Genomic DNA, 25,302 nt, shown 5'->3' with positions numbered 1-25,302 from the left:
GTGCGGAGGCGGCGAGCGGTCCGGGGCCCAGGGGGGCGACCAGATGCAGTTCCGGGAGCAGCGGGTACGGGGCCGGAACCGCGGCCGGTGCTGTGCCTGGAGCTCGCGCGGCCGGTGCCCGTGGGGGCGGCCGCACAAGCCGCGAGAACGTGGGTGGCGGCTATGGCCCTCGTACCGCCGCCTCCGGGTCGGTTGATGCCGCCGGGTCGGGAGCGGGAGGGGCAGGTGGGCCGAGCGGACCGGGTGGAACGGGTGGGGTGGGCGGGCCGGGTGGTTTCACCGACCCGAGCGGTGCTGCCGAGGCCGGTGGTGCCACCGGAAACCGTGGGACCACGGGGGCTCGGGGCGGCACCGGAACTCGTGGCACTGCCGGGACGCGTGGCGCCACTGGTTCCGGCAGCGCCTCCCGTGCCGCTTCCCACGCCGGTCCCCGCGCTGATGCGCGTACGGAGGCCGATCCGCCGGAAGGCTCTCCGGAAGCCTTCGCGGCCGGGTCCGGCGGCGAGGGGGCGGCGGACGACGGCGGCATGTTCGGCGGAAGCTGGGGGTGGAGCGCGGGGGACGGGCGGCTGCGTACGGCCTGCGACAACCTCCCCGCCGTACTGGGACGGACCAGCCGGGAATGCGCGCGGCGGCACGCGGTGCTGGTCGAGGCGGTGCGCGCCGGCTGCGTCGGGCCGGTCGCCGGCCTGCGGGCCGAACCGGTGGAACACGGCGGCACGGTCGGCATACGGGCACTGGTCGAGCGCGGCGGGCTGCCGGCGACGCCGCTGGAGCAGCTCGGGGACGGCGAGCTCCGGTACGTCGCGCTCGCGCTGGTGCTCCTCACGGGCCCGGAGGTGCTGGCCATGGACCCGGCGGGCGAGGTGCTCGCCGCGCGTCAGGTGCTGGGGCTGATGGCGGACGGGCTGGACCGGAGCCTCGACGACCGGCAGGCACGGGCGCTGCTGGAACTCGCCGTACGGATGGTCGGGCGCGGGCACGTCCGGCTGCTCGGGACGGTACGGGACGCGTCGGCCGCCGAAGGGCTGCCCGAGGTGCAGGTGCTACACCTAGGAGCATGAGTGAAGATCTCCATGCCTTGCAGAAGCGGCTCGCCGAGTTCGCCGCGGCCCGCGACTGGAAGCAGTACCACACCCCCAAGAACCTGGCCGCGGCGCTCAGCGTCGAGGCCGCCGAACTCGTCGAGATCTTTCAGTGGTTGACGCCGGAGGAGTCGGCACGGGTCATGAGTGACGCGACGGCTGCCGGGCGGGTCGAGGACGAGGTCGCCGACGTACTGGCGTACCTCCTGCAGTTCTGCGACGCCCTGGGCATCGATGTGCTGCAGGCGCTGGCCGCGAAGATCGAACGTAATGAGACACGATTTCCCGTGAAGGGGGCCGAACGAGCCAATCGTCACTCTATGGAGTGAAGGATCTTTCCACATCGTCTTGGTTGTCCACAGATTTGCGAATTCCTCTGGCCTTTTGGGCCTTTCAAGTTCACGCTGGGTAGTGGCAGGTAGGTGCGGCGAAGCTGACAGTGGTCTGAGGGAGGGGGTCGCGGATGGACGCGGTGCGCATCATCGCGGCCAGTCGGCGCGGTCTGGCGCAGGCGCAGACGGTCCAGGAGATCGTCGTCGAGGCGTGGCAGGCACAGGCATTGGCCGAGGCGGTGGGCAGCCATCTCGCGATATCCGGGCCGCACGAAGTGCGGTCCCGGGCGCGGGGATTGGGTGATGCGGGAGGAAGGACGAGCGCGGTACTGCTGATCCCCGCGCCGAGGATCGGCGGGCCGCGGGCGGCCCAGCTCTCCGAAGTACGGGACACCCTGGCGGCCCTGCGAGGGCTGAACTGGCTGCTCGGCGAGGTGTGCGAAGCATTGGTGGGCGTGGTCTGCGCGGCGGACGAGGAGGGGATGTACTGGACCTGCGTGGAGGCGATGGACGTGGCCGACGAGTCCCGCGACCGGGTCACCGGCATACTGAAGCACCTCGCCGTACGCTCCCCGGGCACCCTCTGAGGGCGCACGCACCGGCGCGAGCTACTGCGGGGGCCGGTGCGAGCTGTTCCGGGCGCCGGGGGAGCTGCTCAGGGGCGCGGGGGTGTGTGCTGGAGCAGCTACAGACGGATGCTGCCGTGAGGGTCGCCACGCGCTCGCCCGGATGATCTTCCTCGGCGCGGCTGGGCAACAGCTCCTCTTCGATGCCCGCGACAAGGAGATGGCCCGTCTCGCCCCGTTCGTGCGCCACCGCGTCAACATGCTTGGCCGGTACTTGTTTCAGTTTCCCGAACTGCCGGGCGGCCGCCGCACCGGGCTGGTACGGCGGCCGTGGGTGGGGTCGGCTCGTGGTTCGAGTCCGTCGGCAGAGTGACGGATCAGCCCGGTGTCACCGCGCCCTCTGGCACTCCGAACCATTCCTCCAGTGCCTCCGCCAGCCCGGCCGTCGGCGTCAGTGCGTGTGCCTCCGCGTCGGCTGCCCAGGCCGTGAAGCCGTCCGGACGGACGAGGACCGCCGCCAGTTCCGGGCGGGACGGGCAGCCGGCCGTCAGGATGTCGACGCGGTCGGAATACCCCGCAGCGAGGGCCCGCAGCTCCCGGTCGTCGGTGAGGTCGAGCAGGAGCGCCCGGCCGCCGTGGAGGTGGTCCGCGAGGCGGCTGCCGTTGGTGAGTTCGAGGTCCGGGGTGCTACGGCCGGTCAGCGGGTGGTCGCCGGGCAGCTCGTACCGTACCCCGCCGCCGTTGAGCCGCGAGGTGAGGTACGTGGTGCCCGCGACCGTCTCCGCCAGGTCGCTGACGATCTTGCGCAAGGCCCGGGACTGCGGATCCGGGCGCATGGCCGCGACCTGGGACCGGGTCCAGTCCAGGACCCACGCGCCGACCGGATGCCGCTCGGAGGTGTACGTGTCCAGCAGCCCTTCCGGCGCCCGGCCTGCGATCACCGCGGCGAGCTTCCAGCCGAGGTTCATCGCGTCCCCGATCCCCAGGCTCAGCCCCTGGCTCCCGAACGCGGAGTGCACGTGCGCCGCGTCGCCCGCCAGCAGCACCCGGCCCTTGCGGTACTCGGTGACCTGACGGGCGTGGTCGGTGAAGCGGGTCGCGGTCCGCACCTCGGTGATCGTGACGTCCACGCCGGACACACGGCGCAGCCGCGCCTGGAGGTCCTCGGCTGTGACCGGCGCGTCCCGGTCGGCCGGCGGGCCGTCGAACTCCACGGTGACGATGCGGCCCGGCATCGGCCCGTGGGCGTACACCCCGGTGTCCGTGGCGGCCCAGCCGACCTTCAGGTCCTCGGCGCCGGTCATCTCCACGACCGCCTGGTGACAGGTGATCTCCGGGTCGGTACCGGGAAATGCGAAGCCCGCGAGCTTGCGGACCGTGCTGCGACCGCCGTCGCAGCCCACGAGCCAGCCGGCCCGTACGGCCCCGTGGCTGGTCCGCACGGTGACGCCCCCGTCGTCCGCGGCGAAGCCGGTCAGCTCCACTCCCCGGCGCACGTCGACGCCGAGCTCGTCCGCCCGCCCGCAGAGCAGCCGCTCGATGTCCTGCTGCGCCACAAAAGCGATCTCGGCGGCGGGTCCGGCGTCGCCGAGGCCCGGTTCCGTACGGTCGACCAGGTCGGCGCGCAGCATGATTCCGGCGAAGTGCCCGACGATCCCGAGCCCTTGGCCCTCGGTAACGCCTGCGTCCCCGCCGGCCCGTTCGCGTATGAATGCCTGGAAGCGGTCCATCGCCTGCCGCTGCACCTCGGCCAGCGCGGGGAGCATGCCCCGGCGGTAGAGCGCCTCGGCGCTGGGCGTGGTGATCGCCCCGCCCTTGATCGTCGGGTTCACTTCGGTGAGGCGCTCCAGGACGGCCACTCGCGCGCCCCCGAGGCGGAGCTCGCAGGCCAGCATCAGTCCGACGGGGCCGCCTCCGGCCACCACTACGTCATAGTCCAGATAGTCCATGGCGCTGACTATGACCCACCACCCAAAAAGCCAAAAAGGCGCTGCGGTGTCAAGGGCTTGGCCCATGAGGAAAATGGGGCCGGCACCGTCAACGGACGGAGGCTCTTCGGCTGTTGTCGCCGGGAGCGAGCAGGCTTGTGAGCTCGGCGATCGCCTCTGGGGACGGTTTGACGTAGCGGCGGACATTCTCCGGCTTCTTGTGCCGGGACTTTGCCATGAGTATCAGAAGCGACCTCCGCTGCCGCCCGGACGGTCAACGCCTTCCCGGCCGGCAGCTTTACGACAGTGGGCGCCACTTCCCCTTTGACTTCAGACCGGTCCTGCGGTCGATGCCCCGTTCGCTACCGACCAGGAGCGACGAAGGTATAAGGGACGAGTGTCTTGGCGGTAATGCTCGGCCGGGGTGTTCAGCGCATGTCCACGGCGACGGAATTGTGGGTGGAGACGGGGGCGTACCGGGAGTTGCCGTCGAAAGTGGTGTCGTAACCGCCGGTCAGCAGTTTGACGGCGGACGCGAGGAACGCGGGGAGGCGGGATTTCTTGCACTCGGCGTAACCGTCGGTGTCCGTGACGGCCTCGCAGAGGAGGGCTTTCTCGCCGGCCACGGTGAACTTGACCGGCAGGCCCGCCACCGGTGTGCCGTCGGCTTCGCTGAGCTTCGCCTTCAGTCCGCTGGTCTGGCGGGCCAGTACGTCGAACGACGCGTCGTAGGACCGGGCGTTGAGGCGCTTGGGGGGTGCGGGCTGGTCGTTGTGGTCGAGTGCGGACGCCGCGGTGACGGTGAGGGCGCTGGCCAGGGTCAGCGCCGTGGTGGAGATCGCGGTCGCACGGGAGGTGGGACAGGGCACGTCATACCTCTTTCAGTAAGTCCTATCTCCGACTTACTGATCAACGTTCCGGAGCGCGGGAGGGGTGCGGGGACGCGCGTTGTTGAGCCGAAAGGGTGAGGCGGGGGAATGCGGGCGGTGGGGCGGGGAACCCAGGGGGTGTCGACTTCAGTGGTGGGCGCGCCGGAGAATAAGGGCGTGTTATCGCACCATCGGATTTTCGTTCCGTGTGGGCTGGGAATCCGGGCTGAGGGAGTTTTCCGGCGCGGGCGCGGACTCGGGTGTGGGAGCGGTCGCGGAATGGTGAGGGGCGGCGGAAAATGCGGGCGATGCTGGGCCCGTCGATGCTGGCCCCGGTTTGCCCCGCTGTCTGTCAGGTGGTTGGGGTTGAGGGTGTAGCTGGGGCCGGAACCGGCCCCCAAGGAGCTTCCAAGGCAGCACGGAGGGCGTTGACCGCGTCGTGGCCGATGCGTGCGGCGAGTTGGCGTTCCAGGTCCTGGAGGAGCCGTTCGGCCTGGTGGTGTGCGCGCTCGCCCGCCGGGGTGCGGCGGATCAGCCGTTGCCGGGCGGAGGCGGGGTCGGGTACCTGCTCCAGCAGTCCGGCCGACACCAGGCCGTGTACGGCTTGGTGTGCGGTCTGCCGGGTCACGCCCATGCGCCGGGCGAGTGCGGCGACCGTGGTGCCTTCCGCGTCCAGTACGGCGAAGAGCTGGACCTGTGTCGAGGTCACCGGAGGGCCGTCGGCCGCGTTCATGGCGGTCAGGAGGGCTTCCTCGAACCAGCGCCGGGCGTCGCCGAGCAGTTGGGGGAGGTTGCGGCGGGGGGAGGACGGCGGTGACGGGGGCGGGGAGGTCGGCATGGCTGCGCCTTGGGGGAGGGGGAAGAGGGCGGCGGGGCGGGTGGGGTTGCTTCCTGGACACCCGGGCTGTCAGGGTACCTGACACGCATATGTCAGGCCGCCTGACGTCAGGTGTCCGTGCCAGGAGGGACCATGACCATCGAGTTCGCCACGCGTTACCGCCGGACCTCACGCATCCCGCCGGAACCGGGGCGGCCGTACTTCGTCGAGAAGGGCGAAGGGGACCGTGCCCACCTGTTCGGCGATCTGATCACCGTCTACGCGGGCGGCGAGCAGACCGGGAACGCCTTCAACTTCTTCACCGTCGAGGGCCCCAAGGGCGACCTCATCCCGGCCCACCTGCACACCGACACGTACGAGGTCTTCTACGTCACCCAGGGCGCCGTCCGGCTGTTCGTCGAGGACACCGAGGGCCGACAGCAGGAGAAGCTGCTGACCCCCGGCGACTTCGGCTTCGTCCCCGTGAACTGTCCGCACGCCTACCGCATGGAACGTCACCACAGCCAGGTCGTGGGCGTCGCCGCAGGCCCCGGCGGTACGTTCGAGCGGTTCTTCGAGAACCTCGGCGTCCCCACCGAGCAGCTCGGCCTGCCGCGGGAGCCGGTCGTCCCGGAGGGCGGCAAGTTCGGGACGGTTCCCGGGCAGTACGACGTGCGTTTTCTGCCGGGGCACGAGTGGCGTACGAGCTGAGGCGTACGGACTGATCGCGGGGCGGCCGCAGGTGGCCGCGACCCGAGTGGAGGAACGTCCGGCGCCGCCGGGTCGCCCGGACGGCGGGGGTGCGGGCGCGGTGCGAGACTGCGGTAGGAGGTGATCACGATGGCCGGCGAAGCCTTTGCGGATGCCTATCCGGGCGCCGAGGGCTACGGGATGCTCGAAGCGTTGCTGGAGCAGGCCCAGCGCGCGGCCCCCACGGACATGCCCGACCTGGTGAACCGGCACGCCACGGCCCTGGGCCTGCGGCACGTCGGCCTCTACCTGGTCGACATCCAGCAGCGGCAACTGTGCCCGCTGGGCGTGGGACAGCGTGCGCTCCCCGTCGACTCCACCCTCGCCGGCTGGACCTACCGCACACTGGCCATGCGGGTGGAGGACGCCGACGATCCGGAGGGCGGCATCCGGGTCTGGCTGCCGCTGGTCGACGGGGTGGAGCGGCTCGGCGTCCTGGAGGTACGCACCGATCTGCTGGACGGCGAGCGGATGCGCCGCTGCCGTGCGCTGGCGGCCCTGCTGGCTCCCATCATCACCTCGAAACGGGCCTACAGCGACACGTTCGTACGCCAGGCGCGTACGCAGCCGATGCAGCTCCCCGCGGAAATGGTGCGTGCCTTCCTGCCGCCGCGCACGATCGGCAACGAGCAGGCGGTGTCCACGGCGGTGCTGGAACCCGCCTACGAGCTGGGCGGCGACGCGTTCGACCACTCCATGACGCAGGACACGCTGCACGCCGTCATCATCGACTCGATGGGCCACGACCTGGCCGCCGGCCTGGCGACCTCCGTCGCCCTGGCCGGCTGCCGCAGCGGCCGCCGGGCCGGTGCCGACCTGCGCGAGACGGTGGACACCGTCGACCAGGCGCTGTTCCAGTGGCTGCCGGACCGCTTCGCCACCGGTGTCTTCCTTCAGCTCGACCTCGCCGACGGCCGGCTCCGCTGGATCAACTGCGGCCATCCGCCACCGCTCCTCATCCGGCGGCACGCGGTCCTCGACCGTGCGCTGGAGCGGGCCGGCCAACTGCCGCTGGGCCTGCCCGCGGCGCTGAGCCCGGAGCCGCGTACCGTCCACGTCGCGGACCTGGAGCCGGGCGACCGGGTGCTGCTCTACACGGACGGCGTGACCGAGGCGCGTGACGCCAATGGCGCCCTGTTCGGGCTGGAACGGTTCACGGACACGATCATCCGGGCCACGGCGGGCGGCGAGCTGGCCTTCGAGACGCTGCGCCGCCTGATCCACTTCATCGTCGACGACCAGGCCAACGAGTTGCGGGACGACGCCACGCTGCTGCTCGTGGAGTGGTGCCCGGGGCCGTGGGGGCCGGGCGGGGTGGCGCCGGCGGTGTGAGGCCGGGCGGGCGAGGCCGCGGGGGTACGGAACCCCGTCCCGCCCCGTACCCGTCGCTCCGTACCCCGCCCTCGTACCCCGCCCCCACGCCCCCAGCTCAGGCCCCCGTTCAGGCCACCTGCGGCATGACCTCGGACGCGATCAGTTCCATCTGGTCGAGGTCGGTCAGGTCGAGCATCTGCAGATAGACGCGCTGCGAGCCGACGCCCGCGAAGCGGCCGAGCCGCTCGACGACCTCGGCGGGGGAGCCCGCCAGCCCGTTGGCCTTCAGCTCGTCGACCTCGCGGCCGATGGCGTCGGCGCGGCGCTTGACCTCCGCGTCGTTCCGGCCGACACAGGCGACCAGGGCATTGGAGTAGACGAGTTCGTCGGCGTCCCGGCCGCGCTGCTCGGCTGCCGCCCGTACCCGCTTGAACTGCTGCTCGGTGTCGTCCACCGAGGCGAAGGGGATGTTGAACTCGTCCGCGTACTCGGCGGCGAGCGCGGGGGTGCGCTTGGCGCCGTGCCCGCCGATGAGGACCGGCACCTTCGGCTGGGCCGGCTTGGGCAGCGCGGGCGAGTCCGTGAGCTGGTAGAACTTCCCGTCGAAGGTGAAGCGTTCGCCGGTGGGCGTCTTCCACAGTCCGGTGATGATCGCGAGCTGCTCCTCCAGCCGGCCGAACTTCTCCTTCGGGAAGGGGATGCCGTACGCCTTGTGCTCGTCCTCGTACCAGCCGGAGCCCAGGCCGAAGTCGATCCGGCCGCCCGACATCTGGTCGACCTGGGCGACCTGGATGGCCAGCACGCCGGGGAGGCGGAAGGTGCCCGCGGTCATCAGGGTGCCGAGCCGGATGCTTTTGGTCTCCCGGGCCAGGCCGGCCAGGGTGATCCAGGCGTCCGTCGGGCCGGGCAGCCCGTCGGTGCTGCCCATGTGGAGGTAATGGTCGGAACGGAAGAACGCGCCGTAGTTCAGGTCCTCGGCGGCTCGGGCGACGCGGAGAAGGGTGTCGTAGGTGGCCCCCTGCTGGGGCTCGGTGAAGATCCGGAGTTCCATGCCGACCATCTTGCCCTGCGGGTGCCGGGAGCCGGGAACAGGCACGGCAGCGTACGGGAGGGGCCGGTGCGACGAGGGGCGGGGCAGCGGCCGTCCCTCGGCCCACTCCCGTTCCCACCTGCGAAAACTGGTTCGTCAAACGGGTCGGTACCGGGCGATACTCGTACGCGTGTTCCTGACGATGACGACCACCGGAAGCGCCGGGCGCCCCGCGACCGATCTCGGATTCCTGCTGCACAAGCACCCCGGGAAGGCGCAGGCGTTCTCGACGGCGCACGGCACGGCCCATGTGTTCTACCCCGAGGCGGACGACAGCCGGTGCACGGCCGCGCTGCTGCTGGAGGTGGACCCGGTCGCGCTGGTGCGACGGGCCCGGGGCAAGGGCCGGGGCGGCGCCCCCGACTCGGCGCTCGCGCAGTACGTCAACGACCGCCCGTACGCGGCGTCCTCGCTGCTGGCCGTGGCCCTGAGCACGGTCTTCGCGAGCGCGATGAAGGGGCAGTGCAAGGCGCGCCCCGAGCTGCCCGCGCTGCCGCTGCCGCTGCACGTGGCGCTGCCCGCCGTGCCCGCGCGCGGCGGGGCCGGGCTGGTGCGGCGGCTGTTCGAGCCGCTGGGGTGGACGGTACGGGCCGAGCCGGTGCCGCTGGACGCGACGTTCCCGGAGTGGGGCGATTCGCGGTACGTACGCCTCGATCTGGAGGGCGAGCGTACGGTCGCCGACGCGCTGCGGCACCTGTACGTGCTGCTGCCGGTGCTGGACGACGCCAAGCACTACTGGGTCTCGCCCGACGAGGTCGACAAGCTGCTGCGGGCCGGCGAGGGCTGGCTGGAGGACCACCCCGAGCAGCAGTTGATCGCCGACCGCTACCTCGTCCGCCGCCGGTCGCTGACGCGCGACGCGCTGGAGCGGCTGGAACTGGCCCGGCTCGCGGAGGCGGACGACACCGCCGCCGAGGAGATCGACAACGCGGTGGAGGAGTCGGCCGACACCGAGGAGCGGCCGGTGCCGCTCGCCGTGCAGCGGCGGGCGGCGATCCTCGGCGTGCTGCGGGAGGCGAAGGCGGCGCGGGTCCTGGACCTCGGGTGCGGGCCGGGGCAGTTGCTGGGCGAGCTGCTCAAGGACGGGCAGTTCACCGACATCGTCGGCATGGACGTGTCGATGCGCGCGCTCCAGGAGGCGCGGCGACGGCTGCGGCTGGACCGGATGCCCGAGCGGCAGTCCGAGCGGCTGCGGCTGGTGCAGGGGTCGCTGGCGTACACCGATGCCCGCCTCAAGGGGTACGACGCCGCCGTGCTGAGCGAGGTCGTCGAGCACGTGGACCCGCCGCGGCTGTCCGCGCTGGAGTACGCGGTGTTCGGCGCGGCCCGGCCGCGTACGGTCGTGGTGACCACGCCGAACGTGGAGTACAACGTGCGCTGGGAGACGTTGCCCGCGGGGCACGTACGGCACGGTGACCACCGCTTCGAGTGGACGCGTGCGGAGTTCCGGGCGTGGGCCGGGGAGGTCGCCGGGCGGCACGGGTACGAGGTGGAGTTCCGGCCGGTGGGCCCGGACGACCTCGAGGTCGGGCCGCCGACGCAGCTCGCGTACTTCCGCCAGGCGGAGTCGGCCTCAGCCACGCCGCTCACAGCAACCCCGACCCCCACCGATCCCCCCGCGAAGGAGGCCCAGGCATGACCGGTGCCACCCCCACCCCCGCCCGCCGCCCCCTGGGCGTCCCCGACCTCTGCCTGGTGGTGCTCGTCGGCGCCACCGGCTCCGGCAAGTCCACCTTCGCCGCGCGCCACTTCAAGCCCACCGAGGTGCTCTCCTCGGACTTCTGCCGCGGGCTGGTCAGCGACGACGAGAACGACCAGAGCGCGAGCGGCGACGCCTTCGACGTCCTGCACTACATCGCGGCCAAGCGCCTCGCGGCCGGCCGGCGGACCGTCGTCGACGCCACGAACGTGCAGCCGGAGGCGCGCGCCCAGTTGGTGAAGCTGGCCCGCGAGCACGACGTGCTGCCGGTGGCCGTCGTCCTGGACCTGCCCGAGGAGGTGTGCGCCGAACGCAACGCGGCGCGCGCCGACCGGGCCGGGATGCCGCGCCGCGTCATCCAGCGCCACCAGCGCGAACTCCGGCGCTCGCTGCGGCACTTGGAGCGCGAGGGCTTCCGTAAGGTGCATGTGCTCAAGGGGGTGGAGCAGGTCGAGGCGGCGGAGATCGTCACCGAGCGGCGCTTCAACGACCTGCGGCACCTGACCGGCCCGTTCGACATCGTCGGTGACATCCACGGCTGCCGGTCCGAGCTGGAGACGCTGCTCGCACGGCTGGGGTACGAGGTCGAGCGCGACGCGCTCGGCCGTGCCGTGGACGCCCGGCACCCGCAGGGCCGTACCGCGGTCTTCGTCGGCGACCTGGTGGACCGCGGCCCGGACAGCCCCGGCGTGCTGCGCCTGGTGATGGGTATGGTCGCGGCCGGGCACGCCCTGTGCGTACCGGGCAACCACGAGAACAAGCTCGGCCGCTACCTCAAGGGCCGCAAGGTGCGGCACAGCCACGGGCTCGCCGAGACCGTCGCGCAACTGGAGGGGGAGGACGAGGCGTTCCGCGGCGAGGTCGCCGCGTTCATCGAGGGCCTGGTCAGCCATTACGTGCTCGACGGCGGGGCGCTGGTGGTCTGCCACGCCGGACTGCCGGAGAAGTACCACGGCCGGACGTCCGGCCGGGTGCGGTCCTTCGCGCTGTACGGCGACACGACCGGCGAGACGGACGAGTTCGGGCTGCCGGTGCGCTACCCGTGGGCCGAGGAGTACCGGGGCCGCGCCGCCGTGGTCTACGGGCACACCCCGGCGCCGCGCGCGAGCTGGCTGAACAACACCATCTGCCTGGACACGGGCTGTGTCTTCGGCGGCCGGATGACGGCGCTGCGCTGGCCGGAGCGGGAACTGGTCGACGTACCGGCCGAGCAGGTCTGGTACGAGTCGGTCAAGCCGCTGGCCAGTGAGGCGCCGGGCGGCGCGGACGGGCGTCCGCTGGATCTGGGGGACGTCGCCGGGCGGCGCGTCGTGGAGACGCGCCACATGGGCCGGGTCGCGGTGAAGGAGGAGAACGCGGCGGCGGCGCTGGAAGTGATGAGCCGCTTCGCGGTCGACCCGCGGCTGCTGCCGTACCTGCCGCCGACGATGGCGCCCTGCGCGACGTCCAAGGAGGACGGCTACCTGGAGCACCCGGCCGAGGCGTTCGCGTCGTACCGGGCGGACGGCGTACGCGAGGTCGTGTGCGAGGAGAAGCACATGGGCTCGCGGGCCGTGGTCCTGGTGTGCCGGGACGAGGCGGCGGCGCGGGAACGGTTCGGCGCGGCGGCGGGGGTGAGCGGCGCGGTCTGCACGCGGACCGGACGGCCGTTCTTCGACGACCCGGCCGTCACCGAGCAGGTGCTGAAGTCCGTACGGGAAGCTGTAGAGAGCGCGGGCCTCTGGGAGGAACTGGCGGAGCCCGCCGCGGCCGGCTCCGGGCACTGGCTGCTGCTGGACGCCGAGTTGCTGCCCTGGTCGCTGAAGGCGGCCGGGCTGCTGCGCGGCCAGTACGCGGCGGTCGGCGCGGCGTCCGGCGCCGCGTTCCCCGGGGCGCTGGACGCGCTGGAGGCGGCCGCGGCGCGGGGCATCGAGGTGCCGGAACTGCTGGCGCGCCAGCGCGAACGGGCGGTCGACGCGGCCGCGTTCACCGAGGCGTACCGGCGCTACTGCTGGCCGGTCGACGGCCTGGACGGCGTACGGCTCGCACCGTTCCAGATCCTGGCCGCGCCGGGCCGCAGCCTGGCCGCCGTACCGCACGACGAGCAGTTGGCGTGGCTGGACCGGCTCGTCGAGCACGACGGCACCGGCCTCCTGCGGCGCACCGGCCGGCTGATCGTCGACACCGAGGACGAGGCGTCGGTCGCGGCGGGCGTGCGGTGGTGGCTCGACCTGACCGCCGATGGCGGCGAGGGCATGGTCGTCAAGCCGCTGGGCGCGCTGGTGCGCAAGGGCGACGGGCGGCTGGTGCAGCCGGGCGTCAAGTGCCGCGGCCGGGAGTACCTGCGGATCATCTACGGTCCGGAGTACACCCGCCCGGAGAACCTGGAACGGCTGCGCGTACGCCACCTGGGCCACAAGCGCTCCCTCGCGCTGCGCGAGTACGCCCTCGGCCTGGAGGCACTGGACCGCCTGGCCGACGGCGAACCGCTGTGGCGGGTGCACGAGGCGGTCTTCGCGGTGCTGGCGCTGGAGTCGGAGCCGGTGGATCCGCGGTTGTAGGCGGTACCGGGGCCTGAGTCGAAGGGGGCCGTGTGATGGGCCGTGTGATGGGCCATGCGGCCGGTCACACGGCTGCCGCCTGACCGAGGCGATCGAGGAACCGGCCGGTCAGCCGCAGTCCGGTGCGCAGGGTCCGGGTGTCGTCGGCGAAGCCGATGCGTACGGTGTGTTCGACATCGAAGGCGGCGCCGGGGGTGAACAGGACGCCGGTCTCGTCGAGCAGACGGGTGCAGAACTCGTACGAACCGAGCGGGGCTCGGTAGCGCAGGAGCGCGGTGGTGCCCGAAGCCGGTTTGACGTAGCCGATGTCGTCGCGGCCGGTGACCCACGCGTCGAGGACGGCGAGGTTGGTACGGGTGATCCGACGGGCGCGGGCCAGGATCGCGTCCTTGCTCTCCAGGGCGACGCAGGCCAGCAGGTCGTCGACGCGTCCGACGCTGATCGTGGTGTAGTCGCGGTGGGTGGCGGCGTCGGCCAGGAGCCGGGCGGGGCCGACGATCCAGCCCAGGCGCAGTCCGGCCAGGGAGTAGGGCTTGGACATGCTGCCGGTGGAGATGCCGCGCTCGTACAGGTCGGCGATGGAGGCGGTGAATCCGTCGCCGTGCTGGTCGACGCCCCGGTAGACCTCGTCGCACAGCACCCACGCCCCGGCCCGGCGGGCGATCTCGGCGATGCGGGTGAGGCCGGCTTCGTCGATCAGGGCGCCGGTGGGGTTGTTGGGGTTGTTGAGGGCGATGAGCTTGGTGTCCGCCGTGACCAGCCGGTCGAGCGCGTCGAGGTCGGGCAGCCAGCCGTGCTCCTCGCGCAGCGTCAGACGGTCGACGCGGGCGCCGTAGCTGTCGGGGAGGGCGGAGTGCTGCTGGTAGGTGGGGACGACGGCCACGACGTGGTCGCCGGGCTCCACGAGGGTGGCGTGCACAAGGGCGTTCGCGCCGATCGCGCCGTGGGTGACCAGCACGTTGTCCGGGCCCTGGGCGGCGTACAGGCCCGCCACCAGGCCGCGCAGACGCGGGCTGCCCGGGATCGGCCCGTAGGTGAGCGGGGTGGCGTCCAGCTCGGCGAGGATCTCCTCGCGCCGGCCGGACAGGGCCAGCAGTTCGCCCGTGGTGAGCGAACGGACGCAGGTCTCCGCCAGGTTGTGGCGGCAGGTCTCCTCGTGGTCGTTCATCCAGCGTTCGACCGCGAACTCGCGGATCTTCATCAGGCCCGTCCCTCGGTGGTCGCCGTCTCGTACGCGTAGGCGGCCAGGGCGACGGCCGCGTCCTCGATGCCCAGTCCCACGGAGCGGAAGTACACCGGGCGCTGTCCGCCGGGGCGTGGGGCGGTACCGGCGACCAGGCCGGCCAGATCACCGCGGACCGTGGCGGGGTCCCAGCCGGCCGCGGCGGCCTGGACCAGCTCGGCGGCCACCGTGAGGCTGGTCCGCGCGTCCACGTACACGTCGAGCTCCGGCACCGCCGCGGGCGGGATCTCGCGGGCCCCGGGGGCGTTGGTCGAGATCGAGGTGACGACCGCCCCCGGGGGCAGGTGGCGGGGGTCCAGTACGTCGGTGGCCGCCGAGGTGCACAGCATCACGAGGGCGGCATCCGCCGTCGCCTCGTCCAGGGTGGAGACGGCCCGGACGCCGTCGTCGGCTTCGCCGATGCCCGACGGCGAGAAGGCGCGTACGTCCATGCCGGGACGCACCTGGCGCAGGTAGCGGGCGTGGGCGCGGCCGATGCGGCCGTACCCGACGACGGCCGCGGTGCGGGCGTCGGGCGGCAGCAGGGCGTCGGCGGCGAGTGCGGTGGTGGCCGCGGTGCGTTCCACGGTCAGGTGCGCGGCGTCGAGCAGCGCGACGGGCTGCCCGGTGGACAGGCTGACCAGCAGCGTCCAAGCGGTGACCGCGGCGGGCCCGGTGGTCTGCGGCAGGTACGGGGAGACCTTGACCGCGTAGACGTCGGCGGTCGGCAGTACGGCCGGGAAGTGGAGGACATCACCGCCACCGGGCAGGTCGACGGCGAACTGTCCGGGGAGGGCCGAATCGCCGGAAGCGAGGTCCGTGAAGGCCGCGCGCAGAGCGGCCAGCACGGCCTGCTCGGAGGCGTGGGGAGTGGTTATGACGTGCATGGTGAGCAATATATTGCCCACTCGGCGAACCGGCAAGTTTTTTGTGCACTATAGTGCTCACCATGGGCAGTGAGACGGAGCGTGAGGCCGCCGCCGGCAGCAGTGCGACGCAGGAATTCGTCACCCGCGTCGGCAGCCGCATCCGCGCACTGCGCAAGCAGCGCGGCTGGAGCGTGCAGCAACTCGCCGAGGCCGGCCGGGTCAGCCGCAGGATGCTCACCGACATCGAACTGGGGCAGGCCAACCCGAGCCTCGCCACCGTCGACCGCGTCGCACGCGCCCTGGACACCGACTTCGCAGCCCTCGCCCTGCCCGAGCGCGCCGCGGCCGACGAACAGGTCGACGGGGTCGTGGTGTGGCAGGCCCCCGACGGCAGTCAGGCGCTCCTCCTGGGGGCCACCCAGGCCCCGCGAGCCGAACTGTGGCGCTGGACGCTCGCACCCGGCGGCCACTACGAAGCCGAGCCCGACCGGCCGGGCGCGCAGGAGGTCCACCATGTCCTCTCCGGCCGCCTGACCCTGGCCCTGGAGGCGGGCCCCCAGGTGCTGGCCCCCGGCCAGAGCGCCGTCATCGCCACCGACCAGGAGTACGCCTACCGCAACGACGGCGCCGAACCGGCGGTCTTCGTCCGGGTTGTCACCGGGGCGTGAGGGGTGGGGGCGGGCCGCAAGTCGCGCGGCCACCTCGGCGAGCTCCAGATCGTCCGCTCGTCACCGCAAGGCGAGCGTGCCGTCGCGTACTGCTGACAGGTCGCAGTCGCGTGCGGCGCTGCCGTACTTCTCGATCAGGTGGGGGTCGAGGTATCCGGTGAGCTCGGCGCCGGCGCCGCAACAACACCGTTGCGCGTGAGGCGCGTTGATCGGCCCCGAAGGCGCGCACTGCGCGTGGCGCGCTCTCCTCGGGGTCCCGTGCGCAGCCGGAGAGTGACGGCCGGAGGTGCGGTGCGTCAAGTAACTGCCCCTGTTTCGAGGGGAGTAGCGCGCCATGATCGTATCCGGGCCGAGTGGGGCACACGTGTTCGGCGAGGTCAAAACCCGTGTGTGTGGCGGCAGTTGGGGTCTGGGAAAGCGTTGACGGGGCTCGGTCGCGACCCTAACCTTCTGTAACTCAACCGAGCGCAGCTCGATCAATTTGCGCAAGAACCCCGCCTGTAACGAAAGAAATCAGAGACAAGCCCATTTCTCCGCCAGGCTGAGGAACCGGGCCGGGGCCCTGGGGCGACCAGATGCACAAGAGGCGGAACGTCCGCCGTGCCGACGGGTGCCGGGGCCGGGGTGAGCGAGACCAGCGGGGGGAGGAGGCGGATGAGTCTCTTCGAGGACGGCAGGCCCTTCTTGGCGGCGTTGCCGGCGCAGGACCGGCGGGCGCTGCTCGCGCTCGGCCGGGGCCGGAGCTATGCGCCGGGCGAGGTCGTCCTCAGGGAGAACGACACCACCACCTTCGTGGTGGCGATCGTCCACGGCTGGGCCAGCGTCTCCCTGGAGACGGAGCGCGGCGTACGGCTCATCCTCGCACTGCGCGGCAGCGGCGAGGTCGTCGGTGACCAGGCCGCCGTCGACCACCGGCCGCGCAGCGCCACCGTCACCGCGCTCGGCCCGGTGGACGGGGTGGTCGTCCCCGGCGACCGGTTCCGCGGCTATCTGGCGGCGCGGCCCGTGGCGACCGTACTGATCATGCGGCAGTTCAGTTCCCGGCTGCGCAGCTCGGACGGCGAACGGCGGTCCCTGGCCTCGGAAAAGGTGCTGCAACGGCTCGCCGCGCGACTGACCGAACTGGCCGAGCGCACCGGCACCCCCGGCTCGGGCGGCGTGGACGTCGACCTGCCGCTGCCGCAGCACGACCTGGCCGCGGCCGTCGGCTCCACCCGCGAAGCGGTGGCCAAGGCGCTGCGCCTGCTGCGTGAGCAGGGCGTCGTGCGGACCGGCCCCCGGCGGCTGGCCGTGCTCGACCTCGCGCTGCTGCGGCTGCTCGCCGAGGGGCGCGCGGTCGGCGGCCGTACACCGGCCGGCCCCGTCCCCATACGCCCCGAGCAATCCCCGCCGGCTGTGTAAACGGCTACAGCCCCGTCTTCCCGCCCCGGCCATGCTGCTTCATGTCGGCACGAACCAGGAGGTCCAGTGAGCACGGAAGCCTTGCACCGACTCGTCGTCAACGGAGACGTCTGCGGATCCGGACTGCTGGGCCGGCGGGCGAAGCTGCGGATGCGCGAGGCGATGTACGAGGTCTTCGAGGCCGGGTTCACCGCCGCCGGGATCGCCGAGGGGGCCTGCCACATGGAGGACCGCGGTGACGGTGTGCTGGTCGCGCTCGCCCCCGACGTCCCGTCCGCGCACCTGGTGGGGCCCTGGCTCGAAGGCGTCTACCAGAAGCTGCGCCTGGTCAACGAGGGGCGTCTGGAGCCGCTGCGGATGCGCGTCGCCATGCACGCGGGCTCGGTCGCCCAGGACGCCAAGGGGCTGGCCGGACGTGCCGTGGACCTCGCGTGCCGGCTGTGCGACAGCGCGACCGCCCGCGACGTCATGCAACTGGCCGACCGGGCACCGCTGTTGTTCGTCGTGTCCGACGCGCTGTACCACGACGTCGTGGCGGAAGGCGGCGCCTGCATCGAGCCCGAGCACTACCGCCGGGCGCGGGTGTCGGAGAAGGAGACGGACGTCGAGGCGTGGTTCCACGTCCCCCGGCTGCCGTTCCCGCCCCTTCCGGCGCAGACGACGCACGAGGCGCCGCCGTCACCGGCGGTACCGGCGCGGGACCGGCCGCGCGCGACGGGGGTGCGCGCGGCCCAGGACCCGCCTCCGGAACAGGGCGGCGGGGCGGGGCATGGGGGTACGGTCCCGCCGCCCGCTTCCGGCCCGGCGGGGGAGGGGGCGGCGGCCGGTGCGGCTCCGGCGCCCGCCCCGTACGGGACCACGTACCAGATCCAGCACGTCGGTGGCGATCAGCAGAACTTCCGGGGCAACACCATCAACACCAACGGGGGCTTCGTCGGCATCAACAAGGCCGCCGCCCCGGCCCCGGCCCGTACGCCCGCCTCCGAACCGTCCGCCGACGACGCCCCGCGCACCGGGTCCGTACCGGAAGGCGGCGACAGGTGACCGATGTGGACGAGGGGGCGCCGCCGGCCGGCGAGCAGCCCCCGCCGCAGCCCGACGGCAGGCCGGGTGGCCGGGACGACGACGCGCGGGCGGCCAGGGACGGCCGGACGCCCGACGGCGACGGGCCGCCCGAGGAGAAGCCGCGCCTGGACGCCCCCAAGGGCAGCCCGCTGGGCGGCGCGGGCGAGGCGGGCGGTGCCCGTACCGCCCGCGAGGCCCGCACCAGTCTGCACATCGAGGGCGACAGCCAGATCTTCGACGGCAACACCTTCTACCAGACGCAGGTCCGGATCGGCACCGACGACGTGTTCGTCGACGGGCCGGTGCCGGACGAGGAGATGGAGCGCCTGGAGCGGGTCTACTGCCCGCCGCCCGGGTACGACGCGATGGAGGTCCGGCTGCGGCGTACGCACCTGCTGGCGCTCTGCGGCGAGCACGGCACCGGCCGTACGTCCACGGGGCTCGCCCTCCTCCGGGAAGTCGCCACCGGGGTGTCCCGCCTGGACCCCGCCACCGCGCTCGACAGCGTCGGCCAGGAGAAGTTCGAGACCGGCCGCGGATACCTGCTCGAACTGCCCGCCGAGGACGCCGGCGTGGTCCCGGCCGCCTCCGGGGGCAGCGGCCGGGACGGCGGCGACGGGCCGGGGAACGGCGCCGGGCCGCACCTTTCCGACCTGCACCTGGACCGGCTCAGTGCGCTCCTTGCCCAGCGTGGCGCGTACGGCGTCCTGGTCGTGGGCGCCGGTGACTTCGCCGACCGTCTGGTGCGCGGCCGCTACGGCGCGCAGTGCACGCCGCCGCCCGCCCACGAGGTACTGAAACAGCACGTGGAGGACAGCCTCTCCGACGTCGGTCCGGAGCTGTGCCGGCTGGCCCTGCGCAACGCCGAGCGCCCCGACGTGAAACAGGCGCTGGGCCTGGACGCCCTGCGGCCAGGTGAGGCGGCGCGCTTCGCCGGCCACCTCGCGGCGCACGCCAGGGGCGAGGCCGACGACGCCCAACTCCTCGCCCAGTGCGCCACGTTCGCCCCGCGCCAGGCGCGGGAGTGGCTCGCCGGGGCCGATCGCCCCGGCATGCTGCCCGAGGCGCTGCCCGCCCTGCGCGCCGCGGCCCTGCGGCTGTCGCTCGCGGCCTTCAACGGCTCCGCCGAAAGCCTGGTGACCGAGGCGGCCGAACTCCTCGCCTGGGAGCTGGCGGTCACCCTCGACCCCCAGTACGCGCCGGGCCGCCCGCTGTTCACCGCGAAGACCGAGGCCCGGCTGGCCGCCGCGCGCGCCGTACCGGAGCAGGTCTTCGAGGATCTGGGCGACGCCGCCATTCCCGTACGGGCGATGCGCTTCCAGGGACGCAGGCTGGCCACCGCCGTCCTCTACGAGGCGTGGGACGGTTACCACAACGTACGCGGCCCGCTGACCCGCTGGCTGCGGTCCCTCTGCGACGACCAGCGCCCCCAGGTGTGGGTGCGCGCGGCCGTCGCCGCGGGCATCCTGTGCGCCCGGGACTATCTGTACGGCTTCTCCGAAGTGCTGCTGCCGCTCGCCCGCGCCGACAGCCCGGTGCAGCAGATGGCCGCGGCCACCGCGCTGGCCGAGACGTCCCGCGACCCGCAGGTGCGGCCCGCCGTACGCGGCCTGCTGCGCGAATGGGCGCGCGGCGACGACCGGTCCGCCTGCGAGACAGCGGCATTCACCCACGGCTACGGCATGGCGGCCGGCTCGGTCGCCGAGTCCCTGGACGAACTGGCCCGCATCGGCTGCCGGGAGGACGCCGGCAAGCCGGCCGACGCCGCTTCGTACAGCGTGGTGCGGCTGCTGGCGGGGCCCGAGCCGGAGGTGGTGCTCCGGCGGCTGGCCCGCTGGCTCGGCGACCCGCGGCAGATCCGGCAGAACCTCGCGCTGATGGTGGTGCTGCGCGCGCTGTCCACCCGGACCTCCCACCTGTGGGGACTCCAGGGCGACAGCCGCGTCCAGGAGTCGTACGGCTCCTGGACGCTGGCGGCGGCCCTGGTCGCGGCCCACCCCGACCGGGCGCCCTGGCTGGCCGACCTGGTGCACAGCGCGTTGAACACGGCGCGGGCGGGCGTCGCGGCGCAGGAGCAGATGGGCGGCTGGATGCGGCGCGCGGCCAAGGACCCGCGGCAGCTCGACGTGCTGTGCGGGTTCCTGCCGCGGCTGGTGGAGGGGCGGCGCGACCGGGACCGGTTGCTGCAACTGATCGCCCGGCTGGAGCGGGACAGTGACGAACCGCTCGCCCCCCGGGCGGCCGCGCGGATGCGGGCGGCGGTGCGGACGCAGGCGGAGCTGGAAGGAGAGGGGCGACGATGACGCAAGACGGCCGGGACGGCGCGCGGCAGGGCCACGGACAGGGGCCGGGGCCCGGCGCGCCCGGGGGACACGGCCAGGGGCCAGGAGGGGCGGTGCCGGGGCCGCTGGTGCAGGAGTACGAGTCGTCCGGCCGGTTCCGGCGGCCCAGTGTGCAGGTGGCCGCGGTGCTCATGTACGAGAACGGCGGCCACAGCGTGGTGTGGCCGGACCGCCGCGAGGACCACAACAAGCCGCTCTTCAGGGGCTCGTTCAAGGTGATGGAGGTGCGGATGGGCCGGCACCTGACCGAATTCCGCACCGAACTGCCCGCGGCCGGCGACGCGGAGTCCTTCCGTGCGGAGGTGCAGGTGCGCTGGCACGTCGTGGACGCGTACGCGGCGGTCCGCGCCAACGTCTGGGACCTCGCCCAGTACTTCTCGCCGGTGCTGCTCCGGGGGCTGCGCGGCGTGACGAGGCGCTACCGCATCAGCGAGGCGGAACGGGCCGACCGGGCGGTGGAGAACGAACTGGCGGACCTGCGCCTCGGTCACGAACTCGGCCTGGAGACCGAGGTGTTCGTACGGATCGACCTGAGTGAACGCGGGATCAGCGCGGAGCGGCAGCGCACCGAGATCGACCACGAGGGCGACCTCGCGCGCCGGCAGCACGTGGAGGCACTGAGGAAGGAACGGCAGGAACAGGAATTGATCCGGATGAGGGCCGCCGAGCTGCAGGAGATGCTCAGTGGCGGCGACGACCGGCAGCTCGCGTACTTCATGGCGCGCGACTCCGCCCACGAATGGGACATCCAGCAGGCGTTCCGCCGGGAGCGCCGGGAGGAACGGGTGCTGTCGATCGACACCGTGTTCCGCCTCGTCGACGGCGGCCTGATCGAGCGCCACGACCTCAACGACCAGACCCTGGCCGCCATCGACCTCATGCGGTCGAGCACCCGCGGCCTGGTGGGGCGCGCGGCCGACACCTTCCTGGAGCAGCCGCGGCGGCGCGCGCTGGAGAGCGGCGGGCCCCGCGACGAACAGGAACGGGTGCGCGGACGGCAGCGGATGGACTGGGCGCACGAGCCCGGCCCGGAGGACGATCCGGAGGGTGGGCCGGGCGCCGCAGCGGGGCCCGGGCCAGGCTTCGGGCGGGACTCCGGGCGGGACTTCGAGGGGGACTTCGAGCGGGAACGGGACCGTGATGCCGGCCTTGGCCGGGAGGCGGCGTACGACGTGCACGAGCCGGGGCGGCGCGGCCGTCCGGGCGGTGACGGGTACGGCGGCGACGGGCGCCGCGACGACGACTACGGCGGCGACGGGCCGGACGACGGTACGGCCGACGGCCGGTACGCCGACCGCCACGGTGAGCCGTACGCGGACGAGCCGTACGAGAAGGACGAGCCGTACGAGCAGGACGACCGCGGCCGCGTCTACGAGCCCGACCGCGTCCAGTCGGCCGCCGAGCGCGACGACTACCGCACCGGCCGCCGCGGGGGCCTCCCCGACGACCGGTACGACGACGACCGGTACGGAGAGCGGTTCGACGACCGGTACGACGGCCGCCGGGACGACCGGCGCGACGGGCGACGGGACGACCGGTATGACGACGACCGGGACCGCCCCGCGCCGCGCCGCGGCCGTGGCGAAGGTCTGGATTGGGGAAAGTGATGTCCACCAGCGCTCCACCCGCACCCGCGCCCGCCCGGGGCACCGGCCCCGGCTCCGGTCCTGACCCCGGCCCCTGCCGCTGCGCCAGGGCCTGCCCCTGCACCCGCACCACCCCGGCCCCCGCCCCGCCCCCGGCACCGGCAGCGACTTCGTCGCCGAACGCCTGCTGAAGGTCGTACGGGAGGAGATCAACCGGGCCGACACCAAGGCGTCCGTCATGATGACCGGCGCCACCGCGGCGCTGGTCCTGCTCTTCGGCCGCGACGGGCAGCTCCCGGCGATGCCCGCCGTCCGCGCCGCCCTGCTGATCGCGGGGGCCGCGCTGTGGACGCTGGGCATAGCCATGTTCGTGGTGGCGGTGCTGCCCCGCACCCGTACCGCGGCGGACGGTCACCTGACCTTCTTCCCGCAGTTGACCGGCGGGGCCACCGCCGAGGTCCTGCTGCCCCGGGTGGCCCTCGCGGGCCGGGACACCGGGCAGTGGGCCGTCGAGCAGGCGTGCGCGCTCGGCCGCATCCTCGGCGCCAAGTACCGCTGGCTGCGCTGGGGAGTCGGCTGCCTGGCGGCCGGCGGCTGCTGCGCCCTGACCGGAGGGCTGTGGTGAACGTGCCGTACCGGACCGTACCGGCGGCCGCGCGGACGCGGCGCGGCGCGCGCCGCGCCACCGTCGCCGCCCTCACCGCGCTCTGCGCGACCGCGCCGCTCGGGCCGCCGCCCGCGTGGGCCGCACCCGCCGCACCGTCCGTCGGCCCCCTGCCCGTCGACTTCTCGGTCGTCGTGGACGCCTCGGCCAGCATCGGCAAGGAGGCGCTGGCCCGTGAGGCGGAGGCCGCCGCGCTGATCGGCCAGGGCGAGATCTCCGACCGGTCCCGGGCGAGCGTCATCGGGTTCGGCAGCGCGGAGAAGGAGGGGCAGCAGCCCGTACGGGAAGTCTGCCCGCCCACCGTCGTCGACGCCGCCGGACGGCAGCGCATCAGCGACTGCGCCCGGCGGCTCACCGACCGCGAGGGCGCCGGCCTCGGCCCCGGGACGGACTTCCCGGCCGCCCTCACCCAGGCCCTGACCCGGCTGAAGGAGACCAGCAAGGAGGGCACGCCCAAGGTGGTCTTCCTGCTCACCGACGGCAAGCTGAACGTCGAGGACAGCCCCGCCTACGGAGCCGACCCCGCCGCCCGGAAGCAGGAGGGCGAGAAGCGGCTGCGCGAGGTCCTCGACCGGGCCCGCCGCGAACAGGTGCAGATCTGGCCGCTGGGCTTCGGCAAGGGCATCGACAAGGAGGCCCTCCAGCAGATGGCCGACGGCGGTTACCGCAACGGCTGTGCCGACGTGCCCGGCTCCCGCCCGCGGCCGGAGGTCGTCGACGGCGCCGCCGACGTGGACAAGGCGCTGCAGAGCGCGTTCGCCGCCGCCCGCTGCGCCCGCGTCGAGGAGGGCACCAGCAGCAAGCCGCCCGGCGAGCTGACGGTGGACATCCCGCCCATCGCGACCGACGGCTCGATCACCGTCACCAAGCGCGACCCGAGGGTGACGGCCACCTACTACGACCCCAAGGGCCGCAAGGTGCCCCTGCAAGGGGACTTCGACGGTTCCCGCTTCGAAGTCAGCGGCCAGGACGGGCCGGTCGAGGCGCTGCGGGTCAAGGACCCGCTTCCGGGCACCTGGCGCGTACAGCTCTCGGCGCCGCCGGGGCACCGGGACCAGCCCGCCACCGTACGGGCCATCTGGCAGGGCGTGCTGCGCTCGTCGGTCACCCTGGAGCCGTCCGCGCCCAGGCCCGGCGAGAACGTCGTCGTACGGATGCGCCTCCAGACCCGGCGCGGTGTGGTGATCACTGATCCCGAGCAACTGGCCGGGGTGCGGGCCGCCGCCCAGTTGTCCGGTGACGGCTTCGAGCCGGTGGACGTCCCGCTGCGCGACGACGGCGAGGGCCCCGACGACCGGGCGGGCGACGTGCTGTACGGGGCGTCGGTGACGGTGCCCAAGACGGCCACCGGCGCCCTGCGGCTGGCCGGCGCGATCGCGGCGCCCGGCGTGGTCGGGGACCGGCGGCCCTACGACACCCGGGTCTCCTCGGGTGCCGCGCTCGTGGCAGCCGGTGTGACGCTGGAGAACCACGGCGTGCACCCGGGCGGCTCGGTCACCGGCAAGCTGGTGGCGCGGAACAACGACAGCCGTCCGCACACCCTGCGCCTCGGCCTGGCCGACCAGTCGACGGCGGCGGCGCTGCGGATCAGCCCGGCCACCGTCACCGTCGCGCCCGGCGCGCAGGAGCCGGTGCCGTTCACCGTGTCCTTCGGCGCGGGCGCGCCTCCGGGGGACGCCGGCGGCCGGATCACCGTCACCGACCGGACCGACGGCGGACGCGAGGTCGGCTCCGCCTTCCTGACCGTCACCGTCACCCCGGCGCCCACCTGGTGGGACCGGTGGTGGTGGGCGGTCATCGGAGGCGCCGGGCTGCTGCTGGCCCTCGCCGCCGTCGTCGCGATCCGCATCTGGTACGGCGGTGTCCGCAGCTCGTTGCAGGGCCTGGTCCTCGAACTGCGCCGTGCCGGGCGCTCGCTGGACGAATTGCAGGTGCCCGGTCAGCGCCCGAAGAAGTTCTGGTTCGCGGTGGAGGAGCCTGCCTCGGACCGCCCCGGACTGCAGCTCCGCAACAAGCGCGCGGCGCAGGTGTACCGGCTTCGGCGCAAGGGCGACGGGCTGCGGCTGCGCGGCCCCGACGGCAAGGAGCAGACCGTGTCGCGGGGCGCGCCCGCCCGGCTGGCACACGACCTGGAACTGGCCGTACGCGGCGGAAGCCGGACGGACCGGGAGCCCACGGGCCGCGGGCGTACCGGCCAGGGACGACGACCGGGCACGGTGGCCGGCTCCCGAGGTACGGCCGGCCTGTTCGGCGGACGCATCGGCCGCGGCAGCGCGGCGCCCGGCGGAGTGAACGGCCGGGGAGGGCGCGGTGCCCCGGCCAACGGCACCGGCAGACCGGCCGGGACGAGCGGCTCGGCCGGTCCGGGCGGTTCGGGCGGTTCGGGCGGGGCGGGCGGACCGTCCGGATACGACTCCGCGTTCTGAGGCGCCCGCGCCACCGCGCCGAGGTCCGGGCGGCCACCCGCCCGGACCACCGGCGGCACCACATCTCGC

General features: G+C 73.4%; 20 protein-coding genes and 1 pseudogene. 14 read left to right on the top strand and 7 right to left on the bottom strand.

Annotated features, from left to right (window positions below):
• Nucleotides 1-1,060: 1,060 nt before the first annotated feature.
• The 3 genes from EJG53_RS09440 to EJG53_RS09430 all read left to right on the top strand — a co-directional run bounded on the left by EJG53_RS09440 (nt 1,061) and on the right by EJG53_RS09430 (nt 2,356).
• Complete coding sequence (locus tag EJG53_RS09440) at nt 1,061-1,414, top strand: nucleotide pyrophosphohydrolase (protein WP_030021704.1); 354 nt, start codon at nt 1,061-1,063, stop codon at nt 1,412-1,414.
• 134 nt (nt 1,415-1,548) lie between these two features.
• The gene (locus EJG53_RS09435) at nt 1,549-2,004 is read left to right on the top strand and encodes a DUF6099 family protein (protein ID WP_125044490.1); all 456 of its coding nucleotides are present in this window, start codon (nt 1,549-1,551) and stop codon (nt 2,002-2,004) included.
• A 142-nt stretch (nt 2,005-2,146) separates the two neighbouring features.
• A complete protein-coding gene (locus tag EJG53_RS09430; RefSeq protein ID WP_125044489.1) occupies nt 2,147-2,356 on the top strand; it encodes a hypothetical protein in 210 nt (69 codons plus the stop codon).
• 4 nt (nt 2,357-2,360) lie between these two features.
• Here the strand turns inward: EJG53_RS09430 and EJG53_RS09425 are convergent, their stop codons facing one another.
• The 4 genes and pseudogenes from EJG53_RS09425 to EJG53_RS09415 form a co-directional block, all read right to left on the bottom strand.
• Nucleotides 2,361-3,932, bottom strand: a complete 1,572-nt coding sequence (locus EJG53_RS09425; protein WP_244955069.1) for an FAD-dependent oxidoreductase — start codon at nt 3,930-3,932, stop codon at nt 2,361-2,363.
• Between the two features lie 88 nt (nt 3,933-4,020).
• Nucleotides 4,021-4,179: pseudogene (locus EJG53_RS43845) on the bottom strand (site-specific integrase); the annotation flags it as partial.
• Nucleotides 4,180-4,339: 160 nt separating this feature from the next.
• Nucleotides 4,340-4,780, bottom strand: coding sequence for an Ig-like domain-containing protein (locus EJG53_RS09420; RefSeq protein WP_125044488.1), 441 nt, complete (start codon nt 4,778-4,780; stop codon nt 4,340-4,342).
• A 352-nt stretch (nt 4,781-5,132) separates the two neighbouring features.
• Nucleotides 5,133-5,618, bottom strand: a complete 486-nt coding sequence (locus tag EJG53_RS09415) for a MarR family winged helix-turn-helix transcriptional regulator (RefSeq protein WP_125044487.1) — start codon at nt 5,616-5,618, stop codon at nt 5,133-5,135.
• Between the two features lie 132 nt (nt 5,619-5,750).
• On the opposite strand from EJG53_RS09415, the gene EJG53_RS09410 reads away from it, so the two are divergent.
• Together EJG53_RS09410 and EJG53_RS09405 are read left to right on the top strand one after the other, a co-directional pair.
• Nucleotides 5,751-6,308 (top strand): quercetin 2,3-dioxygenase, encoded by a 558-nt coding sequence (locus tag EJG53_RS09410; protein ID WP_125044486.1) that lies wholly within the window; start codon nt 5,751-5,753, stop codon nt 6,306-6,308.
• A 129-nt stretch (nt 6,309-6,437) separates the two neighbouring features.
• The gene (locus EJG53_RS09405) at nt 6,438-7,679 is read left to right on the top strand and encodes a PP2C family protein-serine/threonine phosphatase (RefSeq protein ID WP_125044485.1); all 1,242 of its coding nucleotides are present in this window, start codon (nt 6,438-6,440) and stop codon (nt 7,677-7,679) included.
• 109 nt (nt 7,680-7,788) lie between these two features.
• On the opposite strand, the gene EJG53_RS09400 is transcribed toward EJG53_RS09405, so the two are convergent.
• Nucleotides 7,789-8,712 carry an LLM class F420-dependent oxidoreductase gene (locus EJG53_RS09400; RefSeq protein WP_125049274.1) on the bottom strand — a complete coding sequence of 308 codons (924 nt, stop codon included), beginning with the start codon at nt 8,710-8,712 and terminating at the stop codon, nt 7,789-7,791.
• A gap of 169 nt (nt 8,713-8,881) precedes the next feature.
• Between EJG53_RS09400 and EJG53_RS09395 the strand changes: the two genes are divergently transcribed.
• Complete coding sequence (locus EJG53_RS09395) at nt 8,882-10,390, top strand: 3' terminal RNA ribose 2'-O-methyltransferase Hen1 (RefSeq protein WP_125044484.1); 1,509 nt, start codon at nt 8,882-8,884, stop codon at nt 10,388-10,390.
• Entirely contained in the window at nt 10,387-12,990 is a 2,604-nt protein-coding gene (locus EJG53_RS09390) for a polynucleotide kinase-phosphatase (protein ID WP_125044483.1), read from the top strand. The genes EJG53_RS09395 and EJG53_RS09390 overlap by 4 nt, the downstream gene beginning before the upstream one ends.
• Nucleotides 12,991-13,054: 64 nt before the next feature.
• On the opposite strand, the gene EJG53_RS09385 is transcribed toward EJG53_RS09390, so the two are convergent.
• The gene (locus EJG53_RS09385) at nt 13,055-14,191 is read right to left on the bottom strand and encodes an aminotransferase (protein ID WP_125044482.1); all 1,137 of its coding nucleotides are present in this window, start codon (nt 14,189-14,191) and stop codon (nt 13,055-13,057) included.
• Nucleotides 14,191-15,099, bottom strand: coding sequence for an NAD(P)-dependent oxidoreductase (locus EJG53_RS09380; RefSeq protein WP_125044481.1), 909 nt, complete (start codon nt 15,097-15,099; stop codon nt 14,191-14,193). The genes EJG53_RS09385 and EJG53_RS09380 overlap by 1 nt, the downstream gene beginning before the upstream one ends.
• Nucleotides 15,100-15,161: 62 nt before the next feature.
• Here EJG53_RS09380 and EJG53_RS09375 point away from each other — a divergent pair, with 62 nt between their 5' ends.
• The 7 genes from EJG53_RS09375 (at nt 15,162) to EJG53_RS09340 (ending at nt 25,233) form a co-directional block, all read left to right on the top strand.
• Entirely contained in the window at nt 15,162-15,749 is a 588-nt protein-coding gene (locus EJG53_RS09375) for a helix-turn-helix domain-containing protein (RefSeq protein WP_125044480.1), read from the top strand.
• 654 nt (nt 15,750-16,403) lie between these two features.
• Nucleotides 16,404-17,150, top strand: coding sequence for a Crp/Fnr family transcriptional regulator (locus EJG53_RS09370; protein ID WP_125044479.1), 747 nt, complete (start codon nt 16,404-16,406; stop codon nt 17,148-17,150).
• A 66-nt stretch (nt 17,151-17,216) separates the two neighbouring features.
• On the top strand, nt 17,217-18,194 hold the full coding sequence (locus tag EJG53_RS09365) for a type III secretion system chaperone family protein (protein ID WP_174856387.1): 978 nt from the start codon (nt 17,217-17,219) through the stop codon (nt 18,192-18,194).
• On the top strand, nt 18,191-20,518 hold the full coding sequence (locus EJG53_RS09360; protein WP_125044478.1) for a hypothetical protein: 2,328 nt from the start codon (nt 18,191-18,193) through the stop codon (nt 20,516-20,518). The genes EJG53_RS09365 and EJG53_RS09360 overlap by 4 nt, the downstream gene beginning before the upstream one ends.
• A complete protein-coding gene (locus EJG53_RS09355) occupies nt 20,515-22,164 on the top strand; it encodes a hypothetical protein (RefSeq protein WP_125044477.1) in 1,650 nt (549 codons plus the stop codon). The genes EJG53_RS09360 and EJG53_RS09355 overlap by 4 nt, the downstream gene beginning before the upstream one ends.
• A gap of 217 nt (nt 22,165-22,381) precedes the next feature.
• The gene (locus EJG53_RS09345) at nt 22,382-22,768 is read left to right on the top strand and encodes a Pycsar system effector family protein (protein ID WP_244955068.1); all 387 of its coding nucleotides are present in this window, start codon (nt 22,382-22,384) and stop codon (nt 22,766-22,768) included.
• Nucleotides 22,765-25,233 (top strand): vWA domain-containing protein, encoded by a 2,469-nt coding sequence (locus EJG53_RS09340; RefSeq protein ID WP_167515083.1) that lies wholly within the window; start codon nt 22,765-22,767, stop codon nt 25,231-25,233. The genes EJG53_RS09345 and EJG53_RS09340 overlap by 4 nt, the downstream gene beginning before the upstream one ends.
• The last annotated feature ends 69 nt before the right edge of the window (nt 25,234-25,302 follow it).

This window comes from Streptomyces chrestomyceticus JCM 4735, assembly GCF_003865135.1.
Taxonomy (GTDB): Bacteria; Actinomycetota; Actinomycetes; order Streptomycetales; family Streptomycetaceae; genus Streptomyces; species Streptomyces chrestomyceticus.
Note: the sequence above shows the minus strand (reverse complement) of the source record. Positions and strands in the feature narration are given on the sequence as shown.

Excerpts from the sequence above, each read along its gene's own strand:
- EJG53_RS09430 (WP_125044489.1), top strand. The coding sequence starts at position 2,147 with ATGATCTTCCTCGGCGCGGCTGGGCAACAGCTCCTCTTCGATGCCCGC.
- EJG53_RS09375 (WP_125044480.1), top strand. The coding sequence starts at position 15,162 with ATGGGCAGTGAGACGGAGCGTGAGGCCGCCGCCGGCAGCAGTGCGACG.
- EJG53_RS09355 (WP_125044477.1), top strand. The coding sequence starts at position 20,515 with ATGACGCAAGACGGCCGGGACGGCGCGCGGCAGGGCCACGGACAGGGG.
- EJG53_RS09440 (WP_030021704.1), top strand. The coding sequence starts at position 1,061 with ATGAGTGAAGATCTCCATGCCTTGCAGAAGCGGCTCGCCGAGTTCGCC.
- EJG53_RS09345 (WP_244955068.1), top strand. The coding sequence starts at position 22,382 with ATGATGACCGGCGCCACCGCGGCGCTGGTCCTGCTCTTCGGCCGCGAC.
- EJG53_RS09390 (WP_125044483.1), top strand. The coding sequence starts at position 10,387 with ATGACCGGTGCCACCCCCACCCCCGCCCGCCGCCCCCTGGGCGTCCCC.
- EJG53_RS09435 (WP_125044490.1), top strand. The coding sequence starts at position 1,549 with ATGGACGCGGTGCGCATCATCGCGGCCAGTCGGCGCGGTCTGGCGCAG.
- EJG53_RS09405 (WP_125044485.1), top strand. The coding sequence starts at position 6,438 with ATGGCCGGCGAAGCCTTTGCGGATGCCTATCCGGGCGCCGAGGGCTAC.
- EJG53_RS09400 (WP_125049274.1), bottom strand. The coding sequence starts at position 8,712 with ATGGAACTCCGGATCTTCACCGAGCCCCAGCAGGGGGCCACCTACGAC.
- EJG53_RS09385 (WP_125044482.1), bottom strand. The coding sequence starts at position 14,191 with ATGAAGATCCGCGAGTTCGCGGTCGAACGCTGGATGAACGACCACGAG.
- EJG53_RS09410 (WP_125044486.1), top strand. The coding sequence starts at position 5,751 with ATGACCATCGAGTTCGCCACGCGTTACCGCCGGACCTCACGCATCCCG.
- EJG53_RS09380 (WP_125044481.1), bottom strand. The coding sequence starts at position 15,099 with ATGCACGTCATAACCACTCCCCACGCCTCCGAGCAGGCCGTGCTGGCC.
- EJG53_RS09425 (WP_244955069.1), bottom strand. The coding sequence starts at position 3,932 with ATGGACTATCTGGACTATGACGTAGTGGTGGCCGGAGGCGGCCCCGTC.
- EJG53_RS09415 (WP_125044487.1), bottom strand. The coding sequence starts at position 5,618 with ATGCCGACCTCCCCGCCCCCGTCACCGCCGTCCTCCCCCCGCCGCAAC.
- EJG53_RS09370 (WP_125044479.1), top strand. The coding sequence starts at position 16,404 with ATGAGTCTCTTCGAGGACGGCAGGCCCTTCTTGGCGGCGTTGCCGGCG.